General features: G+C 71.5%; 12 protein-coding genes. 3 read left to right on the top strand and 9 right to left on the bottom strand.

Annotation, left to right across the window (positions count from 1 at the left end; genetic code table 11):
- The first annotated feature begins 55 nt into the window (after window positions 1-55).
- On the top strand, window positions 56-823 hold the full coding sequence (locus PUT80_RS06140) for an AfsR/SARP family transcriptional regulator (protein ID WP_037810546.1): 768 nt from the start codon (window positions 56-58) through the stop codon (window positions 821-823).
- A gap of 86 nt (window positions 824-909) precedes the next feature.
- Here PUT80_RS06140 and PUT80_RS06135 read toward each other — a convergent pair whose 3' ends face one another.
- From PUT80_RS06135 to PUT80_RS06115, 5 genes are all read right to left on the bottom strand, one after another.
- On the bottom strand, window positions 910-1482 hold the full coding sequence (locus PUT80_RS06135; RefSeq protein WP_037810547.1) for a hypothetical protein: 573 nt from the start codon (window positions 1480-1482) through the stop codon (window positions 910-912).
- A 59-nt stretch (window positions 1483-1541) separates the two neighbouring features.
- Window positions 1542-2429, bottom strand: a complete 888-nt coding sequence (locus PUT80_RS06130) for a nucleotide disphospho-sugar-binding domain-containing protein (protein ID WP_037810548.1) — start codon at window positions 2427-2429, stop codon at window positions 1542-1544.
- Between the two features lie 93 nt (window positions 2430-2522).
- Window positions 2523-5075: an ABC transporter permease gene (locus tag PUT80_RS06125; protein ID WP_275291343.1), complete on the bottom strand. Its 2553-nt coding sequence runs from the start codon at window positions 5073-5075 to the stop codon at window positions 2523-2525.
- Window positions 5072-5842 carry an ABC transporter ATP-binding protein gene (locus PUT80_RS06120; protein ID WP_238604604.1) on the bottom strand — a complete coding sequence of 257 codons (771 nt, stop codon included), beginning with the start codon at window positions 5840-5842 and terminating at the stop codon, window positions 5072-5074. The genes PUT80_RS06125 and PUT80_RS06120 overlap by 4 nt, the downstream gene beginning before the upstream one ends.
- Window positions 5839-6069, bottom strand: a complete 231-nt coding sequence (locus tag PUT80_RS06115; RefSeq protein ID WP_037810549.1) for a hypothetical protein — start codon at window positions 6067-6069, stop codon at window positions 5839-5841. The genes PUT80_RS06120 and PUT80_RS06115 overlap by 4 nt, the downstream gene beginning before the upstream one ends.
- Window positions 6070-6413: 344 nt before the next feature.
- On the opposite strand from PUT80_RS06115, the gene PUT80_RS06110 reads away from it, so the two are divergent.
- A complete protein-coding gene (locus tag PUT80_RS06110; RefSeq protein ID WP_275291342.1) occupies window positions 6414-7124 on the top strand; it encodes a TetR/AcrR family transcriptional regulator in 711 nt (236 codons plus the stop codon).
- Between the two features lie 136 nt (window positions 7125-7260).
- Entirely contained in the window at window positions 7261-7890 is a 630-nt protein-coding gene (locus PUT80_RS06105) for a ScbR family autoregulator-binding transcription factor (protein WP_134667379.1), read from the top strand.
- A gap of 333 nt (window positions 7891-8223) precedes the next feature.
- On the opposite strand, the gene PUT80_RS06100 is transcribed toward PUT80_RS06105, so the two are convergent.
- The 4 genes from PUT80_RS06100 to PUT80_RS06085 form a co-directional block, all read right to left on the bottom strand.
- Complete coding sequence (locus PUT80_RS06100; RefSeq protein WP_134729751.1) at window positions 8224-9051, bottom strand: ABC transporter permease; 828 nt, start codon at window positions 9049-9051, stop codon at window positions 8224-8226.
- Window positions 9051-9974, bottom strand: coding sequence for an ATP-binding cassette domain-containing protein (locus tag PUT80_RS06095; protein WP_275291341.1), 924 nt, complete (start codon window positions 9972-9974; stop codon window positions 9051-9053). The genes PUT80_RS06100 and PUT80_RS06095 overlap by 1 nt, the downstream gene beginning before the upstream one ends.
- A gap of 113 nt (window positions 9975-10087) precedes the next feature.
- Window positions 10088-20455 (bottom strand): type I polyketide synthase, encoded by a 10368-nt coding sequence (locus PUT80_RS06090; protein ID WP_275291340.1) that lies wholly within the window; start codon window positions 20453-20455, stop codon window positions 10088-10090.
- 33 nt (window positions 20456-20488) lie between these two features.
- Window positions 20489-25237: a type I polyketide synthase gene (locus tag PUT80_RS06085; protein WP_275291339.1), complete on the bottom strand. Its 4749-nt coding sequence runs from the start codon at window positions 25235-25237 to the stop codon at window positions 20489-20491.
- Window position 25238 lies beyond the last annotated feature (1 nt).

Genomic DNA, 25238 nt, shown 5'->3' with positions numbered 1-25238 from the left:
CGGCGCTGGGGGCGCCGCCGGACGGGTCCGGCGCGAGAGACATCGGAGGGCAGTCATGCTCAACTACGAAATTCTCGGACAGATCAGAGTGAGCGGCCGGCCCGGCGTCTGCGCCCCGCGGGCCCGCAAGATCGAGACCCTGCTGTCCGTGCTGCTGGCCAAGAACAACCAGGTCGTGACCGCCGAGCACCTGATCAGCGAGATCTGGGGCGAACATCCGCCGGCGCGGGCGAGCGCGGCGCTGTACGTGTACGTGTCGCAGCTGCGGAAACTGCTGCGCGGCACGAGCAAGGATGCGGAAGAGAGCCCGGTGGTCACCAGTCCGCGGGGGTATTCGCTGCACGTCGGCATCGGCGAGCTCGATGCCGACCGGTTCACCCGGCTTTACGAGCAGGGGCGGACGTTGCATTGGGACCGCGGCTACGGGCAGGCGGCGAAGGTGCTGCGGGAGGCCACCAGCCTTTGGCGCGGTGCGGCGTTCGGCGGATTCGCCGACTCGCCGGACGTGCAGGCTTACGCGACGCTGCTCGAGGAGAGCCGGCTTGGCTGCCTTGAGCTGCTGATGGAGACCGAGCTGTTGATCGGGCGGCATCGCGAGGTCGTCGGGCAGCTGTCCGCGCTGGCCAAGGAGCACACGCTGCGGGAGACGTTCACCGAGTATTTGATGACCGCGCTGGCCCGGTCCAACCGGCGGGCCGAGGCGTTGGAGACGTTCGCTTCGGCTCGGCAGAATTTGGTGCAGCAGCTGGGGATCGAGCCCGGGAGCTCGTTGCGGAAGCTGCACCACAGCATTCTTGTCGGCGAGATGTCGGACGCGGTCTGATCCTGACCGCGCCGGATTCGGCCCGGTCTTCCGCCACAAGCGGGAGACCGGGCCGTTCTTTGTGCTGTGGGGCTAGGGCGAGAGCCTCAGCTGCGGTAAACCGACACTACGAAACCGCCGCCCGTGACTGGTTCGCCGTACCAGCCGCCCCAGCGGCGGTCCAAGGCCAGGCCCGCCAGTTCGGCCATCAGGTCCAGTTCGGCGGGCCACACGTAGCGCAAGGGCAGCGACGCGTCAGTCAGGTGCACGATTTGCCGGACGTCGTCGACCGCGCGTACGCGAGCGTCCGCGGTCCAGCAGGCCGGGTCCGGGTGGCGGCCCTGGACCACCAGGGCGCCGCCTGGGCGCAGGAGGCGGCTGTAGCGGCCGATCGCGCGCAGCTGGTCTCGCTGGTCGGGCAGGCGGGACAGCACGTCCGCGCCCAGGTAGCCGGTGTCGAAGCGCGAGCCGGGTTCGAGGTGGACCTCGTAGCCTTCGCCGGCCAGTGCGTCCGCTACCGGGCCGCCGCCGGGGACCAGGACTCTTCCTGAACCGTGGCGCCGCGACACGCGGTCGGTCACTTCGGAGAGGAACGCGACCGCGCCCGCCGGGTCGTCCGCCAGCGGGGCCAGCCACGCTGCCACTGGATCGACCGGCTTTTCCATCACCCGGGTCGGCATTGCCGCCACCTCACTTCACGCAGTGGTCCTCTCTACTCCACAGAGAGTGCCGGAGCGATCTAAAGCGGACCTAGCGGGAGCAGGGGGGCGACGACCGCGCGAGGGGCTGGTAACGCGGCTACCTCCGCACGCAACGCTTCCGCACCGGCGCGAAGTGTGTCGTCGGTGAGTCGGGAGAGCTCTTCCGCCGAGCCGGTAAGCCCCGCGCCCGCCGCGGTGACGCGGGTACCGAAAGCGGACTCGGTCAACGACAGCTGTGGAAGACCGTACGCCACTGCGGCAAGGGCCAAGGTCTCGTCGCCGTCGTGCACCACCGCCGCGCAGGTTGGCAGCACGGCAGAAGGAGGCGCGGAGTCCACTAGTTTCACGCTCGGTGGCAGGGTAAGCCCGGCTGGCAATTCCGCTCTGCAGACGAACTCGGCGTCCACATCGGACAGTGCGCTGAAGACTGGCTCATACCAGGAAGGATCGGTCAGTGACAGGAGAATGCGAGGGCGGCATGCCTTGCGACGCAGCCAGTTGGGGATCACGGCCGGACCGAAATACGGAATGTGCCGTATTGAAGTTCCAGGAGAGTCCTTGTCGCGCAATGAAGGAGGGACGACGTCGAGTGTGTGGTCCGCGGTGCCGTCGAAGTCCGACGGCCCAAGCACGCGAACTGCCTTGGCGTCGACCGCGCGGGCGGCGGTGATTCCGGCGAGTGCGTTCGACACGACTACAGCGGGCCGCCACAGTCGCGCGAACTTGACCAGCGCGGCGGATTCGGTTAGTTCCGCGTCGCCGTCTTCGAGCTCGGCCGCGGCGCAGCCGGTGCGGAGGATGTCCTCGACAAACGCGGGGCGTCCGGCGATTTTCACGTCGTGTCCGGCGGTCCGCAGCGCCCAGGCCAGCGGCACCAGGGTGTGCAGCCGGGCGGTCGAGGACGGCGCGGCCAGGAGTACACGCATGGGATAGCTCCAGAGACGGCAAAAGCCGGGCCGGGTGGACAGTCCTTTCGAGACTATCCACCCCGGACCGGCCCGGCGTACCCCTAGAAATCGTTACTGGCCGGGCATTTTCACCGCTTCGACGGCGTTGCGGCGCATCGCCAGCCTCGCCGAGAGCGCGGTGGCCGGCCACACGATCAGGAAGATCGCGAGCACCACGGCGAGGAACACCCAGACCGGTCCGGACGGGATGATCTCGCCGGTGGTCAGGGCCATCGGCACCACGGTGAAGAGCGAGATCACGATGCCGAGCACGAGCCCGGTCACCGCCACGATCCCGCCTTCCACGAACAGCATCCGCTTCACCTGCCCGCGGTCGGCGCCGGCGAGCCGTTGCGCGCCGAACTCCCGCCGGCGGGCCAGCACCGCCACCGAGAGCGTGTTCACCGCGGCGATCGCGGCGTACGCGATGGCGAGCACAGCCAGCAGGTAGTTGATCAGCGCCTCGACGTCGGCACTCGCCTGGAAACTCGCGGCGAGCGTGCTGTCGTCGCCGACCGAGACCCCGGGCCAGTCCTTCGTCCGGTCCGACAGTGCCGACACGATCGCGCTGGCGTCGCCGCCTCGCACGAGCACCTGCGACGGCAGGCCGCTGGTGGTGTGCGCGGCCAGCAGGTCCGCGGGCAGCACCATGCTCGCGTAGCTGGACGGGCTGTCCAGCAGGGCGACCACGGTCACCGGGACCTGTGCCCCGTCGCCGAGCCGCATTTTGATCTTGGCACCGACCTTGATCTCGAGACTGTCGGCGACCGACGCAGGCAGTGCCACCGAATCCCCGCGCAATGCCGTCAGCGAACCTTCGGTGACCTCGGTGGAGAGCACCGTGCCGCCCTGGTCCTGCGGGGCGACGCCCAGCAGCCGCAACGGGTCGCTTCCGTTGCCGTCGTACGGATCTTCGATCCAGCCGGAACTGGTGACGAGCGGCGACGAGGTCGAAACTCCTGGCGTGCTGCGGATCTGCGCGAGCTGGTCCGGCGAGAACCCGCCCGCGGTCGAGGTGAGCACCGCGTCCGCCTGCAACTGCCCGGCGTAGGCGTTGACCTGCGCTTTTTGCGCGGTAGTCTCGGAATACACGTTGCCGAGCGCGACCGCGCTGGCGAGCGTGATCGGCGTGAGCACCGCGGCGAACGCGACGGCCCGCGCCCGGGTGTTGATGACCGCGAGCGTGGCGTCGCGGCCGGCGACCCGGCGCACGAACGGACCGAACCGGTCCACCACCCAGGCGATGATCTCCGGACCGAGCAGCGCGACGCCGATCGCACCGGTGAGCAGCGCCGGACCGCCGATCGCCGCCGCGCTGTCGGCGGGCATGAAGATCGTGGTCGAAGCCAGCAGCACAGTGGCCGCACCGCAGATCAGCGCGCCCATGCGGCGCACCGCGTTCACCTTGGCCCCGGGGATCGCCGCCTCGGCCAGTGCCTGGATCGGCCGGGCCCGGGCGGCGGCCAGCGCGGCGAACCACGCGGCCCCGAAGGTGATCGCGAGCGTGACGACGATGCCCGCCGCGAACGCGATGATGTCCTGGGTGAAGGCGAGTTCGTCCGGCACGATGCCGAGCGAACCGCTGGTGCTGAAGATCCAGTTCCCGAGCAGGCTGCCCAGGAACGCCCCGCACACCGCGGCGAGCGCGCCGACCGCCATCGTCTCCATGACGACCATGCGGTGCACCTGTTTCGGCGTCGCCCCGGTCGCCCGCAGCAGCGCGAGTTCCTGCTGCCGCTGCCGGACGGTGAGGCTGATCGTCGCGGAAACGACGAGCGCCATCACGACCAGCACCATGCCGCCGAAGATCGCCGCGAGCAGGATCAGCGGCAGCTGGCTTCCGCTCACGCCGACGAATTCGGCCGAACCGCGGTCGTCGCCGGTCAGCACCGTCAGCGCCGGAACCTGCTCGGAGATCTTGCCCGCCAGTTCGGTCGCGTCGATCCCGTCGGCCGGGAACACGCCCACGAGCCCGACGGTGCCGGGATGCGGGTTGAACCGCTGGGTGTCCGCGACGGAGAAGAAGAACGCGGGCGCGCGCACGGCCTGCGAAGGCTGTGCGACGCCGGAAATCTGGAACGACTGGCGCTGTCCGTTCACTGCCAGGTCGACGGCCGAACCCGCGCGCAGGCCGGCCGCGGACGCGGTGGCCGCGTCGAGCACGACCTGGCCCGGCGTGTTCGGAGCCGCGCCCTCGGTCAGCTTGTAGCCGCCCAGCGAAGCGGAATCCCAGCCGTGTCCGGAAAGGACAGACGCACCCGGCTCGGGCGCACCGTCGTGCAGCAGCACGGTCGCGAACGAAACGTCCGGCACCGCCTGTCCGACGCCCTGCACCGCGGAAATCTTGGCGACCTGGTCCTCCGGCAGCACCGCACGCTCGGCGTACGGGACGACCTGCGATTCCTCGTCCGGCAGCTTGAACCCGGCGGACCCGCCGACGACCAGCGGCGCGGCGGAAAGCCGTTCCGGGGCCGCCTTCAGCACGATCGCCGTCTCGAACAGCCCGGCGCACGCGATCAGCAGACCGCAGCCGACGAAGATGGCGATGAACGACGCGAGCGACGCCGCCGCGCGGTACCGGAGGCTCGACAGTGCGAGCGCGAGCACGACTCGCCGCGAACTCACCGCTGCCTCCTCGCTTGCTCGCCGAGGTGCGCCAGGGTGCTCGCCACCGCGTCGACGCTCGGGTTCGCCATCTGCGTGACGATCCGGCCGTCGACCAGGAACAGCACGTTGTCCGCGTGGGACGCGGCGACCGGGTCGTGCGTGACCATCACGATCGTCTGGCCCGCGCTGACCAGCTCGCGCATCAGGCCGAGCACCTCGAGCGCGGTGGTGGTGTCGAGCGCGCCGGTGGGCTCGTCGGCGAACACCACCGCGGGGCGGGCGGCGAGCGCGCGGGCGATCGCGACGCGCTGCTGCTGCCCGCCGGACAGTTCGCCGGGCCGGTGTTTCACGCGCTGGGACAGCCCGACGCGCGCGATCACCTGGTCCACCCACGCCTTGTCCGGCGTGCGGCCGGCCAGCAGCGTGGGCAGCGTGACGTTCTGCTCCACGTTCAGCGCGGGCATCAGGTTGAACGACTGGAAGATGAACGCGACGTGCTCGCGGCGCAGTTCGGTGAGCTTCGTTTCGTTCTTGCCCTTGAGGTCGGTCCCGACGAGCGTGACCGTGCCCGAGGTCGGCGTGTCCAGCCCGGCCGCGCAGTGCAGCAGCGTGCTCTTGCCGGAACCGGACGGACCCATCACCGCGGTGAAAGTGCCTGCCGGGAAGGCAACGGACACGCCGGCGAGCGCTTCGACCGCGCTTTCGCCGCGGCCGTAGGTCTTGTGCACCGCGTCCAGCTGGACCGGCGTTGCCACGGAAGTGGTGGTGGTGGACACGTCGTTCACTCCGATCCGTTTCCGGAACCGCGGCGGTCGAGCGACCACCAGACCCCGAGCACGATCACGCCGCCGCCCAGCGTCCACAGCCAGAACGGCCATTTGAAGGACATGCTGATGAGGCACATCAGCAGCCAGATGACGAACTGGACGCCGAGGACGGCCGCCCAGGCGATCGTGACGATCAGGCGAGCGGATCCGCTCCCCGAACGGGTCTTCTCGGTGCTCTCCGACATGAGAGGCCCCCCAATACGGCTTCGGCGGAGTCGGGATTAATTGTGTAAGGCTTGCACAGTTTAGCGGACCCCGGATGATCGGGAAACCCCAGGCCCCGGCAACAGGGCCTCGGAGCAGCTCAGACGGTGCCGCCGGACAGGGCGCGAAGCAGTTGCGGCGGGTCCGGATTCCCGCCGATGCCGGACCAGGTCAGCGCGCTGGCCGTCGCGAAACAGGGGTGCGCCGTTCAGCCTCGGCGGCGCTCCCGGCCCCGGATCGATTGGTCTCGCTCACGTTGGCTCGCCCCCAGGCCAGATCGGTGTAAGACTTGCACAGTTTACTGAAAGACGTCCCGGAGCGAAAGATGCCGATCGAGCCCGACCCCCGCGCCCTGCCCCCAGGTCTGTCCCCGGCATGGCAAGGCGGCCCGCGTCCCCGTCGCGGGCCGAAGCCGTCGCACACCGTCGAGGCGGTGGTGGCGGCCGCCGTCGAACTGGCCGACACCGAGGGCCTGGCCGCGGCGTCGCTGCCGAACATCGCGTCCGCGCTCGGGCTGACGACCAACGCGCTGTACCGCTACGTGAGCTCGAAAGACGAACTGCTGATCCTGCTGGCCGAGACCGGGTTCGGCCCGCCCCCGGAACCCGCCGCGGGCCTGGAGTGGCGCTCCGCGGTCCGGGCCTGGGCGGACGCCGCCGCCAAACGGTACGCCGCCCGCCCCTGGCTGCTGGACGTCCGCGAGAGCCTGACCCCGCACCGCCTCCGCTGGACCGAACAGCTCCTGGACATTTTCACCGGGGCCGATTTGTCCACTGTGGACGCATTGGGGTGCGCGGAGCTGGTTTCGGCGGTCGTCCGGGCCACCGCGGACCGCCGCCGGACGGCGGCCGACCCGGATTCCCCCGAATCCGCCGAATACTCCGCCGAAGTACGAGCTTTCCTGCAACCGCGACTGTCCGAAGGCGGCTATCCGCATCTGGCCGAACTGGCCGAATCCCACGGCTGGCCGGCCGCCGCGCCCGAAGACTTCGCGCTGGAACGAGTCCTGGACGGAATAGCCGCCCTGCTCCCCTGACCGGAGCCCCCTGCTCCCCCGCTGAAACCATACCAACCGAGCGGTTTTTAGTGGCTTTCCGGGCCGCCGGGACGTAGACTGTCCTTCTGGGCGGGGGTCTGCTGTGGACCGAGCCGCCAAAGCGAGAGGGGCCGCTGTGGCTCGCCAAGAGCGTGCGGAGCAGACACGGAACGCGATCCTCGAGGCGGCCGCCTCGCGGTTCGACGCCGTCGGCTTCCTCGGCGCGAGCCTGTCGGAGATCCTGGCCGAAGCGGGCGTCACGAAGGGCGCGCTGTACTTCCACTTCAAGTCGAAGGAAGACCTGGCCGACGCGCTGATCGAGGAACAGTTCACGGTCTGGGAGCCGCTCGCGGCGATCGAACGCCCTGGGCTGCAGACGGTCATCGACCTGACCCAGGGGATGGCGGCCAGCCTGCAGTCCGACGTGCGGGTCCGGGCGAGCGTCCGGCTGGTCATCGAGCAGGGTTCGTTCATCGCGCCGGCGGGTGCCGCGTACAAGCGGTGGATCGACACGATCCACGGCTGCCTGCTCGCGGCGAAGGCGGCGGGCGATGTGCGCAAGGAGATCAACGCGTACGACCTCGCGGTGTACGTGCAGGCGTCGTTCACCGGGATCCAGCTGAGTTCCCAGGTGCTGACCGGCCGCAACGACCTGCTCGAGCGCACGGCGTACATGTGGACGTTGATCCTGAACTCGGTGGTCCCGCCGCGGCGGCTGCACCGGTTCGATCCGCGCGGCGCGGAGCAGGAGACGTCCGGGGTCTGAGGCTTCGGAAAATGGGCGGCCCGGCGGTGCGGGGTCGCCCTTTTTCGTGCGGCGCACTGTGATCAGCAATCAAACCGACCGGCCTGTTTTACTGGGGAAACCGGGGAGTCGGTTTAGTACGCTGCCGGGGGCGCCAGGCCGGGCGGCTGCTCGCTGCACATCTCCGACGGCGAACTCGACGCCGACCGCTTCACCCGCCTTTACGAGCTAGGCCGGTCCCGGGTTGCCGCCCACAGCAACCTGGGCGGTCTGACGCAGCCCGCGTCTCGGGTTCAAGAAAAAGGCGGCCCGTGCTCGGGGGCACGGGCCGCCTTCGCCACCGCGGCGAGGGGGTCAGCCGCGGGCGCGCTGGTGGAACTTCCGGATCGCGAGGTACGCGCCGACCGCGGTGAGGACGACCGACCAGGCGAACGCCAGCCACACCGTCGAGGCCACCGCGGTGCCGTTCATCAGGCCGCGGACGGCGTCGATCACCACGGTCACCGGCTGGTTGTCGACGACGGCCCGCAGCACCGACGGCATCGAACCGGTCGGCACGAGCGCGCTGGTGGCGTACGGGACGAACACGAAGATCATGCCGAGGCCGCCCGCTCCCTCGACGGTCTTGGCGATCGACCCCACCAGCGTGGCGAGCCAGAACACGCCGGCGGCGAACAGCACCAGCAGTCCGGTCGCGGCGAGCCAGCCGAGCACGCCGCCCGCCGGGCGGAATCCGATGGCCAGGCCGACCACGACCATCACCACGAGCGAAAGCATGCTGCGCAGCACGCCGGAGACGACGTGGCCGACGAGGACGGCCGAGCCCGCCATCGGCATCGAGCGGAACCGTTCGACCAGGCCCTGCGTCAGGTCAGCGGCCACGCCGACCACGGTGGTCGTCGAGTTGAAGCCGATGCTGACGACCACCAGTCCGGGCACCAGGTAGTCGACGTAGGCCATGCCGGGCAGGTTGATCGCGCCGCCGAACATGAAGCGGAACAGCAGCAGCAGCACGATCGGCAGCGAGAACGCCTGGATCAGCATCTCCGGGTTGCGGACGATGTGCTTGACGTTGCGCGCGACCAGCACCCGGCAATCGGACAGGGCGAGCGCGAACGACGAGCGGCTCGGGGAGCCGGGGATGTGCGTCCCCTCGATCTCCCTGGACAGGGTCTGGGTCATCAGTTCGCTCCCGCGGTTCCGGTGAGGGTGTGGAAAACGTCGTCGAGGGTCGGCTCGGAGAGCTCCAGCCCGGTGGTTTCGAGGCCCGCGTCGTCGATCCGGTTGAGCACCTGCCGGACCTGGGCAGGCTGGTCGATCGCGACGCTGACCGTCTCGCCGGTCAGCACCCCGCCGGCGACCTCGTGCGCGCGCGCCGCGTCGGCGGCGGTGGCAAAGGTGAGCTTCAACCGCTCAGTGCCCACCTTGCGCTTGAGCTCGGCGGCGGTGCCCTCAGCGACGACGCGGCCCTTGTCGATCACCGCGATCCGGTCGGCGAGCTGGTCGGCCTCCTCGAGGTACTGCGTGGTGAGCAGGATCGTGGTGCCGCCGGTGAGCAGTTCGCGGATCGCGTCCCACATCGCCGAGCGGCTGCGCGGGTCGAGACCGGTGGTCGGCTCGTCGAGGAACAGCACCGGCGGCGAGGTGATCAGGCTGATCGCCAGGTCGAGCCTGCGCCGCATGCCGCCGGAGTAGGTCTTGACCTGGCGGCCCGCGGCCTCCACGAGGTCGAACTGCGCGAGCAGTTCGGTGGCGCGCTCCTTCGCCCGCGCGGCGGGCAGGTGGAACAGCCGGGCCATCATCTCCAGGTTCTCGCGGCCGGTGAGCAGTTCGTCGACCGCGGTGTCCTGTCCGGTCAGGCCGATCTGCTCGCGCACCGTCCGCTTGGACCCGGCGAGGTCGTGCCCGTTGACGGTCACGGTGCCGCCGTCGGCGTCCAGGAGGGTGCTGAGGATCCGCACCGTCGTGGTCTTCCCGGCGCCGTTGGGGCCGAGCAGCGCGAACATCGTGCCGCGCCGCACGCTCAGGTCGACGCTTTCCAGCACTTTCACGTCGCCGTAGGACTTGCGCAGCCCCCGTGCTTCGATTGCGTAGCCGGTGACCATGGGGTTACCTCTCCTCGTTCGGGTCTTGTCAGTGGGCCACACCCCGGCGGGGCCGGACAACAGTGGCCGGGGCCTGCCGGGTTAGGGGTTCCCGCCCCTCGCGCCCGGTGCGCTCAGTCGTCGCCGGCGCCGATCGCCATGCTGATCAGGGCGTCCGTGTCGAGGTCGTCGATCGACGCCTCCTCCACGGCTTCCGGCTCCTCGGCGCGGTCTTCGGCAAGGCGCACGCCGGCCAGCTCCAGCAGCCCGTCCAGCAGCCCGGCCGCGCGCAGCTTCTCCAGCGGGATTCCCGCCAGCGCCTCCCGGACTCCTTGCTCCGTAACGGTTTCTTCGGCAGGTGCTTCTTCGGCAGGAGCCAGTTCGCCGACGAGGAACTCGGAAAGGATCCGCGGCGTCGGGTAGTCGAAGATCAGGCTGACCGGCAGCTTCAGCCCGGTGACGAGGCTGAGCTTGTTGCGGAACCCGGTGGCGGACAACGAATCGAAGCCGACCTCGTTGAACGAGCGGTCCGCTTCCACCGCCTCCGGACCGGCGTGGCCCAGCAGCGCCGCGGCGTGCGTGCGCACCAGGTTCAGCACCAGCGGGACGCGCTTGTTCGCCGCCAGGCCAGCCAGTTTCTTGGCCAGCGACTCGGTGTCCTCCGCCGTGTCCTGTGCCGCACGGCGGCCGGGCGTGCCTGCCAGACCGCGCAGCACGGCCGGGAGGTCGTCGCCGCCGGACGACGCCAGCACGCGCGTGTCCAGTGCGATCGGCACCAGTTGCGCCTCCGCCGCGCCGACCGTCGCGTCCAGCAGCCGCAGACCGTCCTCAGTGGACAGTGCGGTGATGCCGGTCTCGCCGATGCGGTGCGCGTCCGCGTCTTCCAGCGCCGCGCCCATGCCGTCGCTCCACAGGCCCCACGCCAGCGAGGTGCCGGTGAGGCCCTCGGTGCGCCGGCGGGCGGCCAGTGCGTCCAGGAACGCGTTGGCCGCGGCGTAGCTGCCCTGCCCCGGTGCGCCGAGGACCCCGGCGGCCGACGAGAACAGCACGAACGCGGTGAGGTCCAGCTCGCGGGTCAGCTCGTGCAACGCCTCCGCCGCGTCGACCTTCGGGCGCAGGACCTTGTCGAGTCGTTCCGGCGTAAGGGAAGTCAGCACCCCGTCGTCCAGGACGCCGGCCGCGTGCACCACCGCCCGCAGCGGCGCGTCGGCCGGGATTCCGGCCAGCAGCGCCGCCAGCGCGTCCCGGTCGGCCACGTCGCAGGCGGCGAACGTGGCCTCGGCGCCGAGACCGGACAGTTCGTCCCGCAGTTCGGCCGCGCCCGGTGCGTCCGCACCGCGACGGCTGACCAGCAGCAGGTTCCGCACGCCGTGTTCGGTGGCCAGGTGCCGCGCCACGGCCGTGCCGAGGGCGCCGGTGGCTCCGGTGACGAGCACGGTGCCCTCGGCGTCCCATACCGGGGCCGCTGCCGCGTCGGCCGCCCGGACCAGGCGCGGCACCAGCACCGCGCCCGCCCGCAGCGCCACCTGCGGCTCGTCGGAGGCCGACACCGCGGCCAGCGTCCGGCCGGCCGGGGTGCCCGCGCCGAGGTCGGCCAGGGTGATCCGGCCGGGGTGTTCGGCCTGTGCCGAGCGCACCAGGCCCGCGACCGCGGCGCCGGCCGGGTCGGGGTTCTCCCCCTCTTCGGCGGCCACCGCGCCCCGGGTCGCCACGATCAGCGAACCGGTGGACCCGGCGAGCCAGTCCTGCAGCAGGCCGAGCACGCGGTGCAGTTCGGCGTGGACGTCGTCGGTGCCGCCCGCGGGCAGCACGACCAGTCCGCTCGCCTCGGCGACCGTCCCGGCTGCCTTGGCGCCCAGCGCTTCGGTGAGGCCGAAGGCGTCCGGGCCGAGCACAGTCCAGTCGGTGACCTCGGCGACGGCGTCGAGGTCGGCCTGTTCCCAGGCAACGCGGAACAGCGCGTCACCACCGCCAGTCGGTGCCGCCTGCGGTACGGCCGACATCGGGCGCAGCAGCAGGGATTCCACCGATGCGACCGGAGCCCCGGCACCGTCGGCGACGTCGAGCGAGACCGCGCCCGAGCCGACCGGGCGGACGTGGACCCGCAGCGTCGTCGCCCCGACGGCGTGCAACCGGACGCCTTCCCAGGCGAACGGCAGCGCCGGTTCGTCCCCGGCCGCGCCGGAGACACCGATGGTGTGCAGTGCGGCGTCGAGGACGGCGGGGTGGATGCCGTAACGGTCCACATCGGACACCGAGGCCGGGAGCTGGATCTCGGCGAACGCTTCGCCGTCGCGCTTCCAGGCCGCGACGAGCCCGCGGAACGCCGGACCGTAGGCGAGCCCGTCGGCGGCCAGCTCTTCGTAGGTGCCCTCCAGCCGGACCTCCTCGGTGCCGGCGGGCGGCCACTCGGCCAGCTCGAACTTCCCGGCCTTGCCCGCCTTGGCGAGCTTGCCGATCGCGTGCCGCGTCCAGGCGGCGCTGTCGCCTTCCGGCCGGGAGTGCACGCTGAACGTCCGGCTGCCGCTGCCGTCGGCCGCGCCGAGGGCGAACTGCACGCGGACGCCGGAGCGCTCGGGGACGACCAGCGGGTACTCCAGGGTCAGTTCCTCCAAGCGCGGGCAGCCCGCCTCGTCGCCTGCCCGGATCGCCATTTCGACGAAACCGGTGCCGGGGAACAGGATCGAGCCGCCGACGACGTGGTCGGCCAGCCACGGGTGTGTGCCCACCGAAAGCCGCCCGCTGAACAGCAGCCCTTCGGCGTCGGCGAGTTCCAGTGCCGTCCCGAGCAGCGGGTGGTCTTCCTCGCCGACCGCACCGGAGGTGCTCTCCAGCCAGAAGCGCTGCCGCTGGAACGGATACGTCGGCACCGGCACCGGACGGGCGCCGGTCGGCTCGTAGATCGCGGACCAGTCGACGTCGACGCCGCTGACGTGCAGCTGCGCGACACCGGTCAGCGCGGCCACCGCCTCGTCGTTCTCCTTGTGCAGCAGCGAAGCCAGCGCCTCAGGCTGCTCGTCGAAGCAACCCGCGGCCATCGCGGCGAGCGTGGTGTCCGGGCCCAGCTCCAGGAACCGGGTCACGCCGTCCGCGGCGGCCCGAGTGACCGCGTCGCGGAACTGCACCCCTGCGCGGACCTGGTTCACCCAGTACTCCGGCGAGGTCAGGTCGGCCGGGCCGCCGGTGACCGTCGAGATGACCGGGATCCGCGGGTCCGCATAGGACAGTCCTTCCGCGACAGTGCGGAACTCGCCGAGCATCGGGTCCATCAGTCGCGAGTGGAACGCGTGCGAGACACGGAGTTTCTTGGTGCGCTCGAACTTCGCCGCCACTGCGGCAACCGCTTCTTCAGCGCCGGAGATCACGACCGCGGTCGGACCGTTCACCGCGGCAATGTCCACAGTGTCCCCTGCGGCTTCGCGAACCGCTTCGGGAGTTCCGTCGATCGCTACCATCGCACCGCCGGTCGGCAACGCCTGCATCAGCGCACCGCGAGCGACTACCAGCTTCGCCGCGTCTTCGAGGGAGAGCACGCCAGCGCAGTGGGCCGCCGCGATCTCGCCGATCGAATGCCCGGCGAGCACGTCCGGTTTGACGCCCCACGCACGGACCAGGCGGAACAGCGCGACTTCCAGCGCGAACAGCGCGGGCTGGGTATAGCGGGTCTCGTCGATGCCCTCCCCGCTGTCGATGATCGGCCGGATGGGGCGGTCCAGGTGCCGGTCGACCGCGGCGCAGGCTTCGTCGTACGCGGCGGCGAACGCCGGGTACTGCTCGGCGAGCCGTGCCCCCATCTTCGCGCGCTGCGAACCCTGGCCCGCGAACAGGAACGCGGTGCGCCCGCCCGCGGTGGCGGTCCCGCTGACGACTCCGCGCGCCTCTTCCTCGTCGACCAGCGCCGCGAGGCCGCGCACGAACTGCGGCGACCGGCTGCCGATCAGCACGGCCCGGCGGTCGAACGCGCCGCGCGTGGTGGCCAGCGAGACGCCGATGTCGGCGAGGCTGCCTTCCGGCTCTTCGTCCACATAGGACATCAGTTGCTCGGCCTGTGCCCGCAACGCCGCGGCGCCGCGACCGGAGACCGGCCACGCGACCGGGCCGTCGTACTCCGGACCAGTCGAGGCGGTGACCTCGCGCCGGTCGCCTTCCTCCAGGATCACGTGCGCGTTGGTGCCGCTCACGCCGAAGGAGGAGACGCCCGCCCGGCGGGTGTGGCCGTTGGGCAGCCACTTCACCGGCTCGGCCAGCACCCGCACCGCGCCCGAGGACCAGTCGATCTCGCTCGACGGCTTGCCCACGTTCAGCGTCGCGGGGAGTTCGCCGTGCCGCATCGCTTCGATCATCTTGATCACGCCAGCGGCGCCGGCGGCGGCCTGGGTGTGCCCGATGTTCGACTTCACCGATCCGATCCACAAGGGACGGTCCGCCGAGGTCTGCGTGCCGTAAGTGGCCAGCAGCGCCTGGACTTCGATCGGGTCGCCCAGCTTCGTGCCCGTGCCGTGCGCTTCGACGGCGTCCACATCGGACGGTTCCAGTCCGGCGTCGGCCAGCGCCGCGCGGATCACCCGCTGCTGCGCGGGACCGTTCGGCGCGGTCAGGCCGTTCGAGGTGCCGTCCTGGTTCACCGCGCTGCCCTTGAGGACCGCGAGCACCGGGTGCCCGTTGGCGCGGGCGTCGGAGAGGCGCTCCAGGACGAGGACGCCGACGCCTTCGGACCAGGTCGTGCCGTCGGCGTCGTCGGAGAACACCTTGCACCGGCCGTCCGGGGCCAGCCCCTTTTGGCGGCTGAACTCCACGAATGTCTCCGGAGTCGCCATCACCGTGACGCCGCCGGCCAGCGCGAGCGAGCAATCCCCGCCGCGCAGCGCCTGCGCCGCCATATGCATCGCGACCAGCGACGACGAGCACGCCGTGTCCACCGAGACAGCCGGGCCCTCGAGGCCGAGGGAGTAGGACACCCGGCCGGTGACGATCGATCCAGCGCTGCTCGCACCCGCGTAGTCGTGGTACTGGACGCCCGCGTACACCCCGGTCGGGCTGCCCTTGAGCGAAACCGGGTCGATCCCGGACCGCTCCAGTGCCTCCCACGAGGCTTCGAGCAGCAGCCGCTGCTGCGGGTCGATCATCGGCGCTTCCTTCGGCGAGACGCCGAAGAACGTCGGGTCGAAATCGCCCGCGTCGTAGACGAACCCGCCGCGCGCTACATACGTCGTGCCGGGGCGGCGGCCAGTCGGGTCGAGCAGGCCGTCGACGTCCCAGCCGCGGTCGGCCGGGAAGTCGCCGATCGCTTCGCGGCCCTCGGCGACCAGTTCCCACAGCTGTTCCGGCGAGGTGACACCGCCGGGCAGGCGGCAGGCCATGCCGACGATCGCGATCGGCTCGTCCGAGTTGTCCTTAGTGGACACTGTGTTGATCTCGACCGCCGTGCCGGCCAGCTCGGCCAGCAGGTGCGCAGCCAGCGAGGTCGGTGTCGGGTAGTCGAAGATCAGGGTCGCGGGCAGCCGCTGCCCAGTGGCCGCGGTGAGGCCGTTGCGCAGTTCGATCGCGGTCAGCGAGTCGAAGCCGAGCGACGAGAACTGCGCCGACGACTCGATTTCGTGCGCGCCGCTGTACCCGAGCACGGTCGCGGCGTGCCCGCGCACCAGTTCCAGCACGGCGTCGCGCCGGTCTTCTTCCGGCAAGCTCAGCAGTCGTCCGGCGAAGGAGTCCACTGTGGACCCGGCTGCAGCGGCGACTCGGCGCGTGGTGCGGCCGACGAGCTGTTCCAGCGTGCGCGGGAGCCGGTCGAGTTTGCGCAGCACCGGGAGGTCGAGCTTGGCCGGGACGGCGGTCGGTTTGCGGACCGCGAGCGCGCGGTCGAACAGCGCCAGACCGTCCGCAGTGGACAGTGGCACGATGCCGCTGGCCGCGAGCCGCTGCACCTCCTCTTCGGTGAGCGTGCCGCCCATCCCGCCGACCTCGCCCCACAGGCCCCAGTCGAGCGACAGACCCGGCAGGCCGTGCGCGACGCGGTGCGACGCGAGGGCGTCCAGGTACGCGTTGGCCGCGGCGTAGCTGCCCTGGCCGGGCGCACCGAGCACGCCGGAGACCGACGAGAACAGCACGAACGCGGACAGCGCGGTCGCGCGGGTGAGTTCGTGCAGGTTCAGCGCGCCGTCGACCTTCGGGGCGAGCACCGCGTCGACCCGCTCCGGGGTGAGCGCGGTGACTACACCGTCGTCGAGAACGCCAGCGGCGTGCACGACCGCGGTGAGCGGGTTCTCCTCCGGCAGCGACGCCAGCACGCCGGCCAGCGCCTCGCGGTCGGCGACGTCGCAGCGCTCCAGCCGGACGTCGACCTCGCTTTCGCGCAGTTCAGCGGCCAACTGGTCGAGCGCGGGCGTGATCCGGCGGCTGAGCAGCAGCAGCCTGCGCACCCCGTGCTCGGCGACCAGGTGCCGGGCGAGCTTTCCGCCGAGCGCGCCGGACGCGCCAGTGACCAGCACCGTGCCGTGCGGGCAGAAGTACGGCCGGTCCAGCTCGGGCGTCGTGCGGACCAGCCGGGGCACGAGGACCGTGCCGAGCCGGACCGCCGCCTGCGTTTCGCCCGAGGCCAGCACCTGCGGCAATACCGCTTCCGGCGTGGTTTCGGCGTCGAGGTCGAGCAGGACGAAGGCGTCCGGGTTCTCCTCCTGCGCGGAGCGGACCAGACCCCAGACCGCCGAGGCGGCGAGGTCGGTGACGTCTCCGGCGGCCGGGACCGCACCGCGGGTGACCACCACGAGCCTGGCTTGCTCGGAGTGTTCCTCGGCCAGCCAGGTCTGAAGGGCGGCCAGGACGCGGTGGGTGAGTTCGTGCGTCTCGGCGGCGGTGCCGGATTCGCCGACGCACTCCAGGACCTGCACGTCGGCAGTGTCCACAGTGGATTCGGTTTCCGCCGACCGCTGCCATTCGATCCGGTACAGCGGAGCGGCCTGTTCGGCGACCGGCGCGGTGAAGGCGCGGAACACCGTCTCGGCGACCGTCGCGACCGGAGCGCCAGTCGGGTCGGCGAGGGCGATCTCGTAGCCGTCCTCGGTGGTCGGCTTGAACCGCACGCGCAGCGCGGACGCACCGGTGGCGTGCAGCTCGACGCCGGTCCAGCAGAACGGAACCAGGCCGACGCCGCCGTCCCCGCCGCCCGCGACACGCAGGGCGTGGGTGCACGCGTCGAGCGCGGCCGGGTGCAGGCCGAAACGGTCAGCATCGCTGTCTTCCGGCAGCGCGACTTCAGCGAAGATCTCGCCGTCGCGTTGCCAGACCGCTTGCAGGGAACGGAAGAGCGGTCCGTAGGTCAGGCCGGTGTCGGCGAAGTCGTCGTACACGCCGTCGATCCCGACCGGCTCCGCACCGGCGGGCGGCCACTCGGCCAGCTCCACCCCGCCGCGGTACGACGGTGGCGTGACCGTGCCGCTCGCGTGCAGCGTCCACGGCTCGCCCTCGGCACCTTCCGCGCGCGAGTGGACCGTCACGGAGCGGACGCCGTGCTCCCCCGCCGCGCCGACGGTCACCTGGACCTGCACGCCGCCGCGCTCCGGCACCACCAGCGGGCTGCTGAGCGTGAGTTCTTCGATCCGGCCGCTGCCGACCTGGTCGCCGGCGCGGACCACCAGCTCCAGGAACGCCGTGCCGGGCACGGTGATGACCTCGCCGAGCCGGTGCTCGGCCAGCCACGCGTGCGTCTCCGCCGAAAGCCGGCCGGTGAGCACCACGCCGTCGGTGTCGGCGAGGGAGACGGCGGCGCCGAGCAGCGGGTGCCCGGCCGAGGCGAGTCCGGCCGCGGTCACCTCGTCGCGGTTGGCGCGGGCGTCGATCCAGTAGCGCTTGCGCTGGAAGGCATACGGCGGCAGGTCGACGCGCTGGGCGCCGCGGCCGGCGAACACCGCGGCCCAGTCCGGGACGAGGCCGCTGACGAACAGTTCGGCAAGCGCCGTGAGCGCTGCCTGCGGCTCCGGCCGGTCCTTGCGCAGGACCGGCACGACCACTGCGTCGAAGCTCTGCCGGGCGAGCGCGGAAAGCACGCCGTCCGGTCCGACCTCGACGAAGCGGGAAACGCCCTGTGCGCTCAGCGCGGTCAGCCCGTCGTGGAACCGGACCGCGGCGCGGACGTGCGAAACCCAGTACTCCGGCGTGGCGATCTCGGCCCCGGCGAGCGCGCCGGAAACGTTGGAGACCACCGGGATTTCGGGCCGCGAGTAGGTGAGCGTGCGGGCGACGGCGGCGAACTCTGCCAGCATCGGCTCCATCAGCGGCGAGTGGAACGCGTGCGACACCTTGAGCTTCGAGGACTTGCGGCCCTCGAACTTCGCCACCACCGCGGCGACCGCGTCTTCGGTGCCGGAAAGCACCACCGAGTCCGGGCCGTTGATCGCGGCGATGCTGACGTCGTCGGTCAGCTGCGGGGCGACCTCGTCCTCGGTCGCCTGCAGGGCGACCATCGCGCCACCGGTCGGCAAGGCCTGCATGAGCTTCGCCCGGGCCGCGACGAGAGCACAGGCGTCGGTCAGCGACAGCACCCCTGCGACATGCGCGGCGGCCAGCTCGCCGACCGAGTGGCCGAGCAGAAAGTCGGGCTTGATGCCCCACGACGACAGCAACCGGAACAGCGCCACCTCGATCGCGAACAGCGCGGGCTGGGTGTAGCCGGTCTGGTTGATCAGCCGCGGGTTCTCGAAGACGACCGTCTTCAGTGGACGGTCGAGGTGCGGGTCGATCGCGGCGAAGACCTCGTCCAGTGCCTCGGCGAACACCGGGAACGCGGCGGCCAGCTCGGCGCCCATGCCCGCGCGCTGAGCGCCCTGTCCGGAGAAGAGGAACGCGGTGAGCCCCTCGACGGCGGTGCCGGTGACCAGCGCGGGTGACGTCGAGCCGTCGGCGAGGGCGGCGACCCCGGCCTTCCCGTCGAGCACGACGGCGCGGTGGCTGAGCGGCGACCGGGACGTAGCCAGCGAGAAACCGAGGTCGAGCGGGGTCGCACCGTCCACAACGGACAGCAGCTGGGCCGCCTGCGCCTTAAGCGCCGCGGCACCGTGCCCGGCGAGCGGCCACGGAACCGGAACGCCTTCCGGCCAGCTCGGCGTCACTTCCTCCGCTTCAACGGCGGGAGCTTCTTCGACGATCACGTGTGCGTTGGTGCCGCTGACGCCGAACGACGACACACCCGCGCGCCGCGGGCGTTCCCCAGCCGCCCACGGGCGCTCCTCCGTCAGCAGTTCGACCGCGCCGGAGGTCCAATCGACCTCTGTGGACGGTTCGGTGACATGGAGTGTGCGAGGCAGCAGGCCGTTGCGCATTGCCTGCACCATCTTGATCACCCCGCCGACACCAGCCGCGCCCTGCGCGTGGCCGATGTTCGACTTGATCGAACCGAGCCACAGCGGACGGTCCCGGTCCTGGCCGTAAGTGGCCAGCAAGGCTTGCGCCTCAATGGGATCGCCGAGCGTGGTGCCGGTGCCGTGACCTTCGACGGCGTCCACATCGGACGCCGAGAGCTGCGCGTTCGCCAGCGCCTGCCGGATCACCCGCTGCTGCGAAGGACCGTTCGGTGCGGTGAGACCATTCGACGCGCCGTCAGAGTTCACCGCAGAGCCACGCACGACAGCGAGGACCGGGTGGCCGTTGCGGCGCGCGTCGGAAAGCCGTTCCAGCAACAGGGTTCCCGCGCCCTCGGCCCAACCGGTGCCGTCCGCGCTGTCGGAGAACGCCTTGCACCGGCCGTCCGCGGCGAGCCCGCGCTGACGGCTGAACGCCAGGAACGGACCCGGCCGCGACATCACCATCACGCCGCCGGCCAGCGCCAGCGCGCAGTCGCGCTGCCGCAGCGCCTGCACGGCGAGGTGCAGGGCGACCAGCGACGACGAGCACGCCGTGTCGACCGTGACGGCCGGTCCTTCCAACCCGAGCGCGTAGGCGACCCGGCCGGAAATGACCGACGCGGCGTTGCCGGTGCTCAGGTAGTCCGCGACCTCGCCCGCGAGCACGGACGGCGGCAGCTCGTCGTAGTAGTCCTGGTCGCCGCTGCCGACGAACACGCCCACCTGCTGTTTGGCGAGCGAATGCGGCGCGATGCCGGCCCGCTCGAACGTCTCCCACGCCAGCTCCAGCACGATCCGCTGCTGCGGGTCCATGGCCAGTGCCTCGCGTGGGGAGACGCCGAAGAACGGCGCGTCGAACTCGCCGACGTCGTGCACGAAGCCGCCCTCGGAGACGTAGCTCGTGCCCGGGCTGTCGGGGTCGGCGTCGAACAGCGTGTCCAGGTTCCAGCCGCGGTCGGACGGGAACGCGCCGATCGCGTCCCGGCCGCCGGCCACCAGCTCCCAGAGGTCCTCCGGCGAGCGCACGTCGCCCGGGTACCGGCAGCCCATCGCCACGATCGCGATCGGCTCGGCCTCCGCCGCCTCGACCGCGCGAAGCCGCTCACGCGTCTCCTGCAGGTTGGCGGTCACCCGCTTCAGGTAGTCGACCAGCTTGCTTTCGTCAGTCATCGCCAGAATCCTCTTGTCGCTGGGTGGGTGCGCTCAGGCGCCGAGCTCGTTGTCGATGAGGGCGAACAGCTCGTCCGTGGTCGCGGTTTGCAGGACGTCGGCGGCCTTGGTGCCGGCCAGGGTCTGGTGCAGGGCGGTCACCATCGCCTGCAGGCGGACGACGATCCGGGACCTGTCGATCTCCGCGGCGTCCAGAGCGGACGCGACCGCCTCGAGCCGGTCCAGTTCCGCCTCCAGCGGGACCGCCGCTTCGCCGCCGCCCAGCTGGGTCCACAGATGTTCGGCGAGCGCCTGCGGGTTGACGTGGTCGAACGCGACGGTGGCCGGGAGTTTGAGCCCGGTGGCGGCCCCGAGCCGGTTGCGCAGGTCGACCGCGGTGACCGAGTCGAACCCGAGTTCCTTGAACGCGCGGGCCGGTTCGACCGCCGAGCCGTTGTCGTATCCGGCGACCACGGCGACCTGGCCGCGGACCAGCTCCAGCAGCGTCCGCTGCTGTTCGGCGGGCGTCAGCGAGGCGAGCTTCCCCTTCAGGTCGCCGGTGCCCTCGACCGGGCCGGTCTCCTCCTCGGCGACCTCGGCCAGCGCGCGCAGCAGCGGCCGGGGCCGGGCGAGCTGGTACACCGGGGCGAACGTGGCCCAGTCGATGTCGGCGACCACCAGGTGGGTCTCGTCGCGGTCCAGCGCCTGGCCCAGTGCCTCGGCGGCGAGTTCCGGAGCCATCTCGGCCAGGCCGATGCGGCGCAGCAGGTCGCTTGCTTCGGCGTCGACCATGCCCCCGCCGCCCCATGAGCCCCACGCGACCGCGGTCGCGGTGCGTCCCGCGGCGCGGCGACGGCGGGCGAGCGCGTCGAGGTAGGCGTTGCCCGCGGCGTAAGCGGGCTGACCGGAGGTGCCCCACACGGCGGCGCCGGAGGACATCAGCACGAACGCGTCCAGCTCGGTGTCGCCCAGCAGTTCGTCGAGCAGTGCCGCGCCGGTGATCTTGGCGCGGGTGGCGGCGGCGAACTCCGCGAGCGTGACGTCGGCAAGGGCCGGCTCGTCGGTCAGCACACCCGCGGCGTGCACCACGGCCGTCGGCGGGTGTTCGGCCAGCAGCGCCGCGAGCGCCTGCTTGTCGGTGACGTCGCAGGCCGCGACCGTGACGCGGGTGCCAGCCAGCTCTTCGACCAGCTCACGCGCGCCTTCAGCGTCGAGACCGCGGCGGCTGGTGAGCACGAGGTGCTCGGCGCCCCGTCCGGCCAGCCAGCGGGCGACGTGCGCGCCGACCGCGCCCGTGCCGCCGGTGACCAGCACCGTTCCCCGCGGCTTCCACTCCGCGTCGGTCGCGGGCAGCGGAGCGCGGACCATGCGCCGGGCGAACACCCCGGACGGCCGGATCGCGACCTGGTCCTCGTGGTCCGACCCGGACAGCACGGCGGCCAGCCGCGCGGCGTCCGCGGGGCCCTCGACGTCGACCAGGCCGCCCCAAGCGGCGGGCTGGTCGAGCGCGACGACCGTGCCGAGTCCCCACACCGCCGCGGCGGCCGGGTCTGCGTCGGAGAAGGCGTCCACCGCGACCGCACCACGAGTGACCACCCATGCCGGGGCGTCAACCCCGGTGTCGCGCAAGGCTTGCAGCAGCGCGACGGTGCCGGCGACCGGGGTGCTGAGCGCGGGGTGCTCCGCGTGTTCGCGGGTGTCGAGCGCGAGCAGCGACAGCACGCCGTCGAACGGCCGCACCGCGGTCGCCTCGGTGAGCTGCCCGGCCAGTTCGGCGCGGTCCGCCGTCGCGATCACCCGGACGACGTCGCCCTGCGCGGCGAGTGCATCAGCCAGCTCGGTCGCTTCGGGAACGTCGGCGGGGACGACGACCAGCCAGGTCCCGGCCAGTTCGCCCGCGACGCTCACCGGTGCCCAGGAGACTCGGTAGCGCCAGGATTCTATTGTGGACAGATCGGTGCGGCGGCCGTGCCAGGCGGCCAATGCAGGGACGACCTCGGCCAGCGGGGCGGTTTCGACGCCGAGCCGGGTGGCGAGCGCGTCGACGTCGCCCGCGGCGATGTCCTGCCAGAAGTCCTGGTCGGCGACCTGCGCTCCGGTCACCGGAACCGCCGCGGCCTCTTCTTCGTGCCAGAAACGCTTGTGCTGGAACGGATACGTCGGCAGTTCCACGAGCTGGGCGCCGGGAACCAGCGAGGCCCAATCCGCCGCGCCGCCGCGGACCGAGTGCTCGGCGAGCGAGGTCGCGAACCGGGTCAGACCGCCTTCGTCGCGGCGCAGGGTTCCGGTGACGGAACCGTTGTGGCCGCCTTCGTCCAAGGTCTCCTGGATGCTCATGGCCAGCACCGGATGCGGGCTGATCTCGATGAACCGCGTGTAACCCGCCTCGGCGAGCTTCGCGACCACCGGCGCGAACCGGACCGTCGTGCGCAGGTTGGTGAACCAGTACCGGGCGTCCATAGTGGACTCGGTCACCGGCTCCTCGGTCACCGTGGAGGTCATCGCGACCGTCCCCGCGCCGGGGGTGATCGGGGCGAGGTCGGCCAGCAGGCGGTCGGCGAGGTGCTCGACGTGTGCGGAGTGCGACGCGTAGTCCACCGGCACCCGCTTGGCGCGGAATCCCTCCTCGACCAACTGGTCGCGCAGCTCGTCAAGGGCAGCGCCGTCGCCGGACAGCACGGCCGACGTGGCGCCGTTGTCCGCGGCCACCGAGATCCGGCCGTCCCAGGCGTCGAGCCGGGAGCCAAGGCCGGAGGCGGGCAGGCCGACGGCGAGCATCCCGCCGCCCCGGCCGCCGAGGACGTCCCCGATCGCCTTGCTGCGCAACGCGACCACCCGGGCACCGTCCTCAAGGGACAGTGCACCCGAGACGCTCGCGGCGGCGATTTCGCCCTGCGAGTGGCCGATCACCATGTCCGGCTCCACGCCGTGCGCCCGCCACAGCGCGGCCAGCGAGACCATCACCGCCCACAGCATCGGCTGCACCACGTCCACGCGGTCGGCGGGCGGGGTGCCGGGTTCGCCGCGCAGCACCGCGAGCACTGACCAGTCCGCGAACTTCCGCAGCTCCGCATCGCACTCGGCCATCCGCTCGGCGAACACCGGCGACTGCTCCAGCAACGCGGTCGCCATTCCGGTCCACTGCGAGCCCTGGCCGGGGAACACGAACACGGTCTTGCCGCGTGCGTCGGCGGTACCGGTGACGACGTCCGGGCGCGATCCGCCCGCAGCGAGCGCACGCAGGGCTTCCGCAGCCTGCTTGGCATCCTGCGCGACAACTACCGCGCGGTGGTCGAGCCGAGCTCGTCCGGTGGCGAGGGTGTGCGCGATGTCGGCGAGCTCGTCGGCGTGACTGTCCACATGGGACGCGATCCGGCCCGCGGCCGCGGCGAGCGCGGCCGGGGTCTTCGCCGACAGCACGAGCGGGTGGACCACCGGCGCGGGCGGTTCTTCCCGTTCCTGGCTCGGTGCCTGCTCCAGGATCACGTGCGCGTTGGTGCCGCTGACGCCGAACGAGGACACGGCCCCGCGGCGCGGCCGGTTCACCTCGGGCCACTCACGCGGCTCCGTCAACAGTTCCACCGCGCCCGCGGTCCAGTCGACGTGTGTCGACGGGGTGCCGACGTGCAGCGTCTTCGGCAGCTTGGCGTGCCGCAGCGCCTGCACCATCTTGATCACCCCGGCGACGCCGGCGGCGGCCTGCGGGTGGCCCATGTTCGACTTGATCGAGCCGAGCAGCAGCGGCTCCCCCGTCGTGCGCTGGCCGTAGGTTTCCATCAGCGACTGCGCTTCGATCGGGTCGCCCAACGCGGTTCCGGTGCCGTGTGCCTCGACAGCGTCCACATCGGACACTGAGAGTCCGGCGTCAGCGAGCGCCGCCTCGATCACCCGGACCTGCGAGGGGCCGTTGGGAGCGGAGAAGCCATTGCTCGCGCCGTCCTGGTTCACCGCGGAACCGCGCAGCAGTGCGAGGATCTGGTGCCCGTTGCGGCGCGCCTCCGAAACGCGTTCCAGCACGAGCACGCCGACGCCCTCGGCCCACGACGTGCCGTTCGCGTCGTCGGAGAACGACTTGCTGCGGCCGTCCGCGGCCAGACCGCGGCGGCTGGAGAAGTCCACGAACATCTCGGGCGTGCCCATCACAGCAACGCCGCTGACCAGCGCGAGCGAGCAGTCTCCGCGACGCAGTCCCTGGGCGGCCATGTGGAGCGCCACCAGCGAGGACGAGCACGCGGTGTCCACCGACACCGACGGTCCTTCGAGACCGAGCGTGTAGGAAACCTGACCGGACACGAGGCTGCCTTCGGGGCTGCCGCCGCTGTAGTCGTGGTACATCACGCCGGCGAAGACACCGGTGGGGCTGCCCTTCAGCGCGTGCGGGTCGAGCCCGGCGCGCTCGATGGCTTCCCAGGACGCTTCGAGCAGGATCCGCTGCTGCGGGTCGGCACGACGGGCGTCGCGCGGGCTGATGCCGAAGAACTCCGCGTCGAAATTCGCCGCGTCGTAAAGGAAACCGCCGTGGCGCGTGTAGGTCTTGCCGGGCCGCTCGGGCGTCGGGTCGTAGACGCCCTCGATGTCCCAGCCGCGGTCGGCCGGGAACTCGCCGATCACGTCGCGGCCCTGGTCGACGACGTCCCACAGGTCGTCCGGCGTCGCGATGCCCCCGGGGTAGCGGCAGCTCATGCCGATGATCGCGATCGGCTCGGTGTCGCGCGCCTCCAGCTCGTGCAGCCGGCGGCGGGCCTGCTTGAGATCGGCCGTCGCACGCTTCAGGTAGTCGCGGAGCTTGTCCTCGTTGCTCATG

This window comes from Amycolatopsis sp. La24, from assembly GCF_029087445.1.
Taxonomy (GTDB): domain Bacteria; phylum Actinomycetota; class Actinomycetes; order Mycobacteriales; family Pseudonocardiaceae; genus Amycolatopsis; species Amycolatopsis nivea.
The sequence above is the reverse complement of the archived record's forward strand: the minus strand, read 5'-3'. Positions and strand labels throughout refer to the sequence as shown.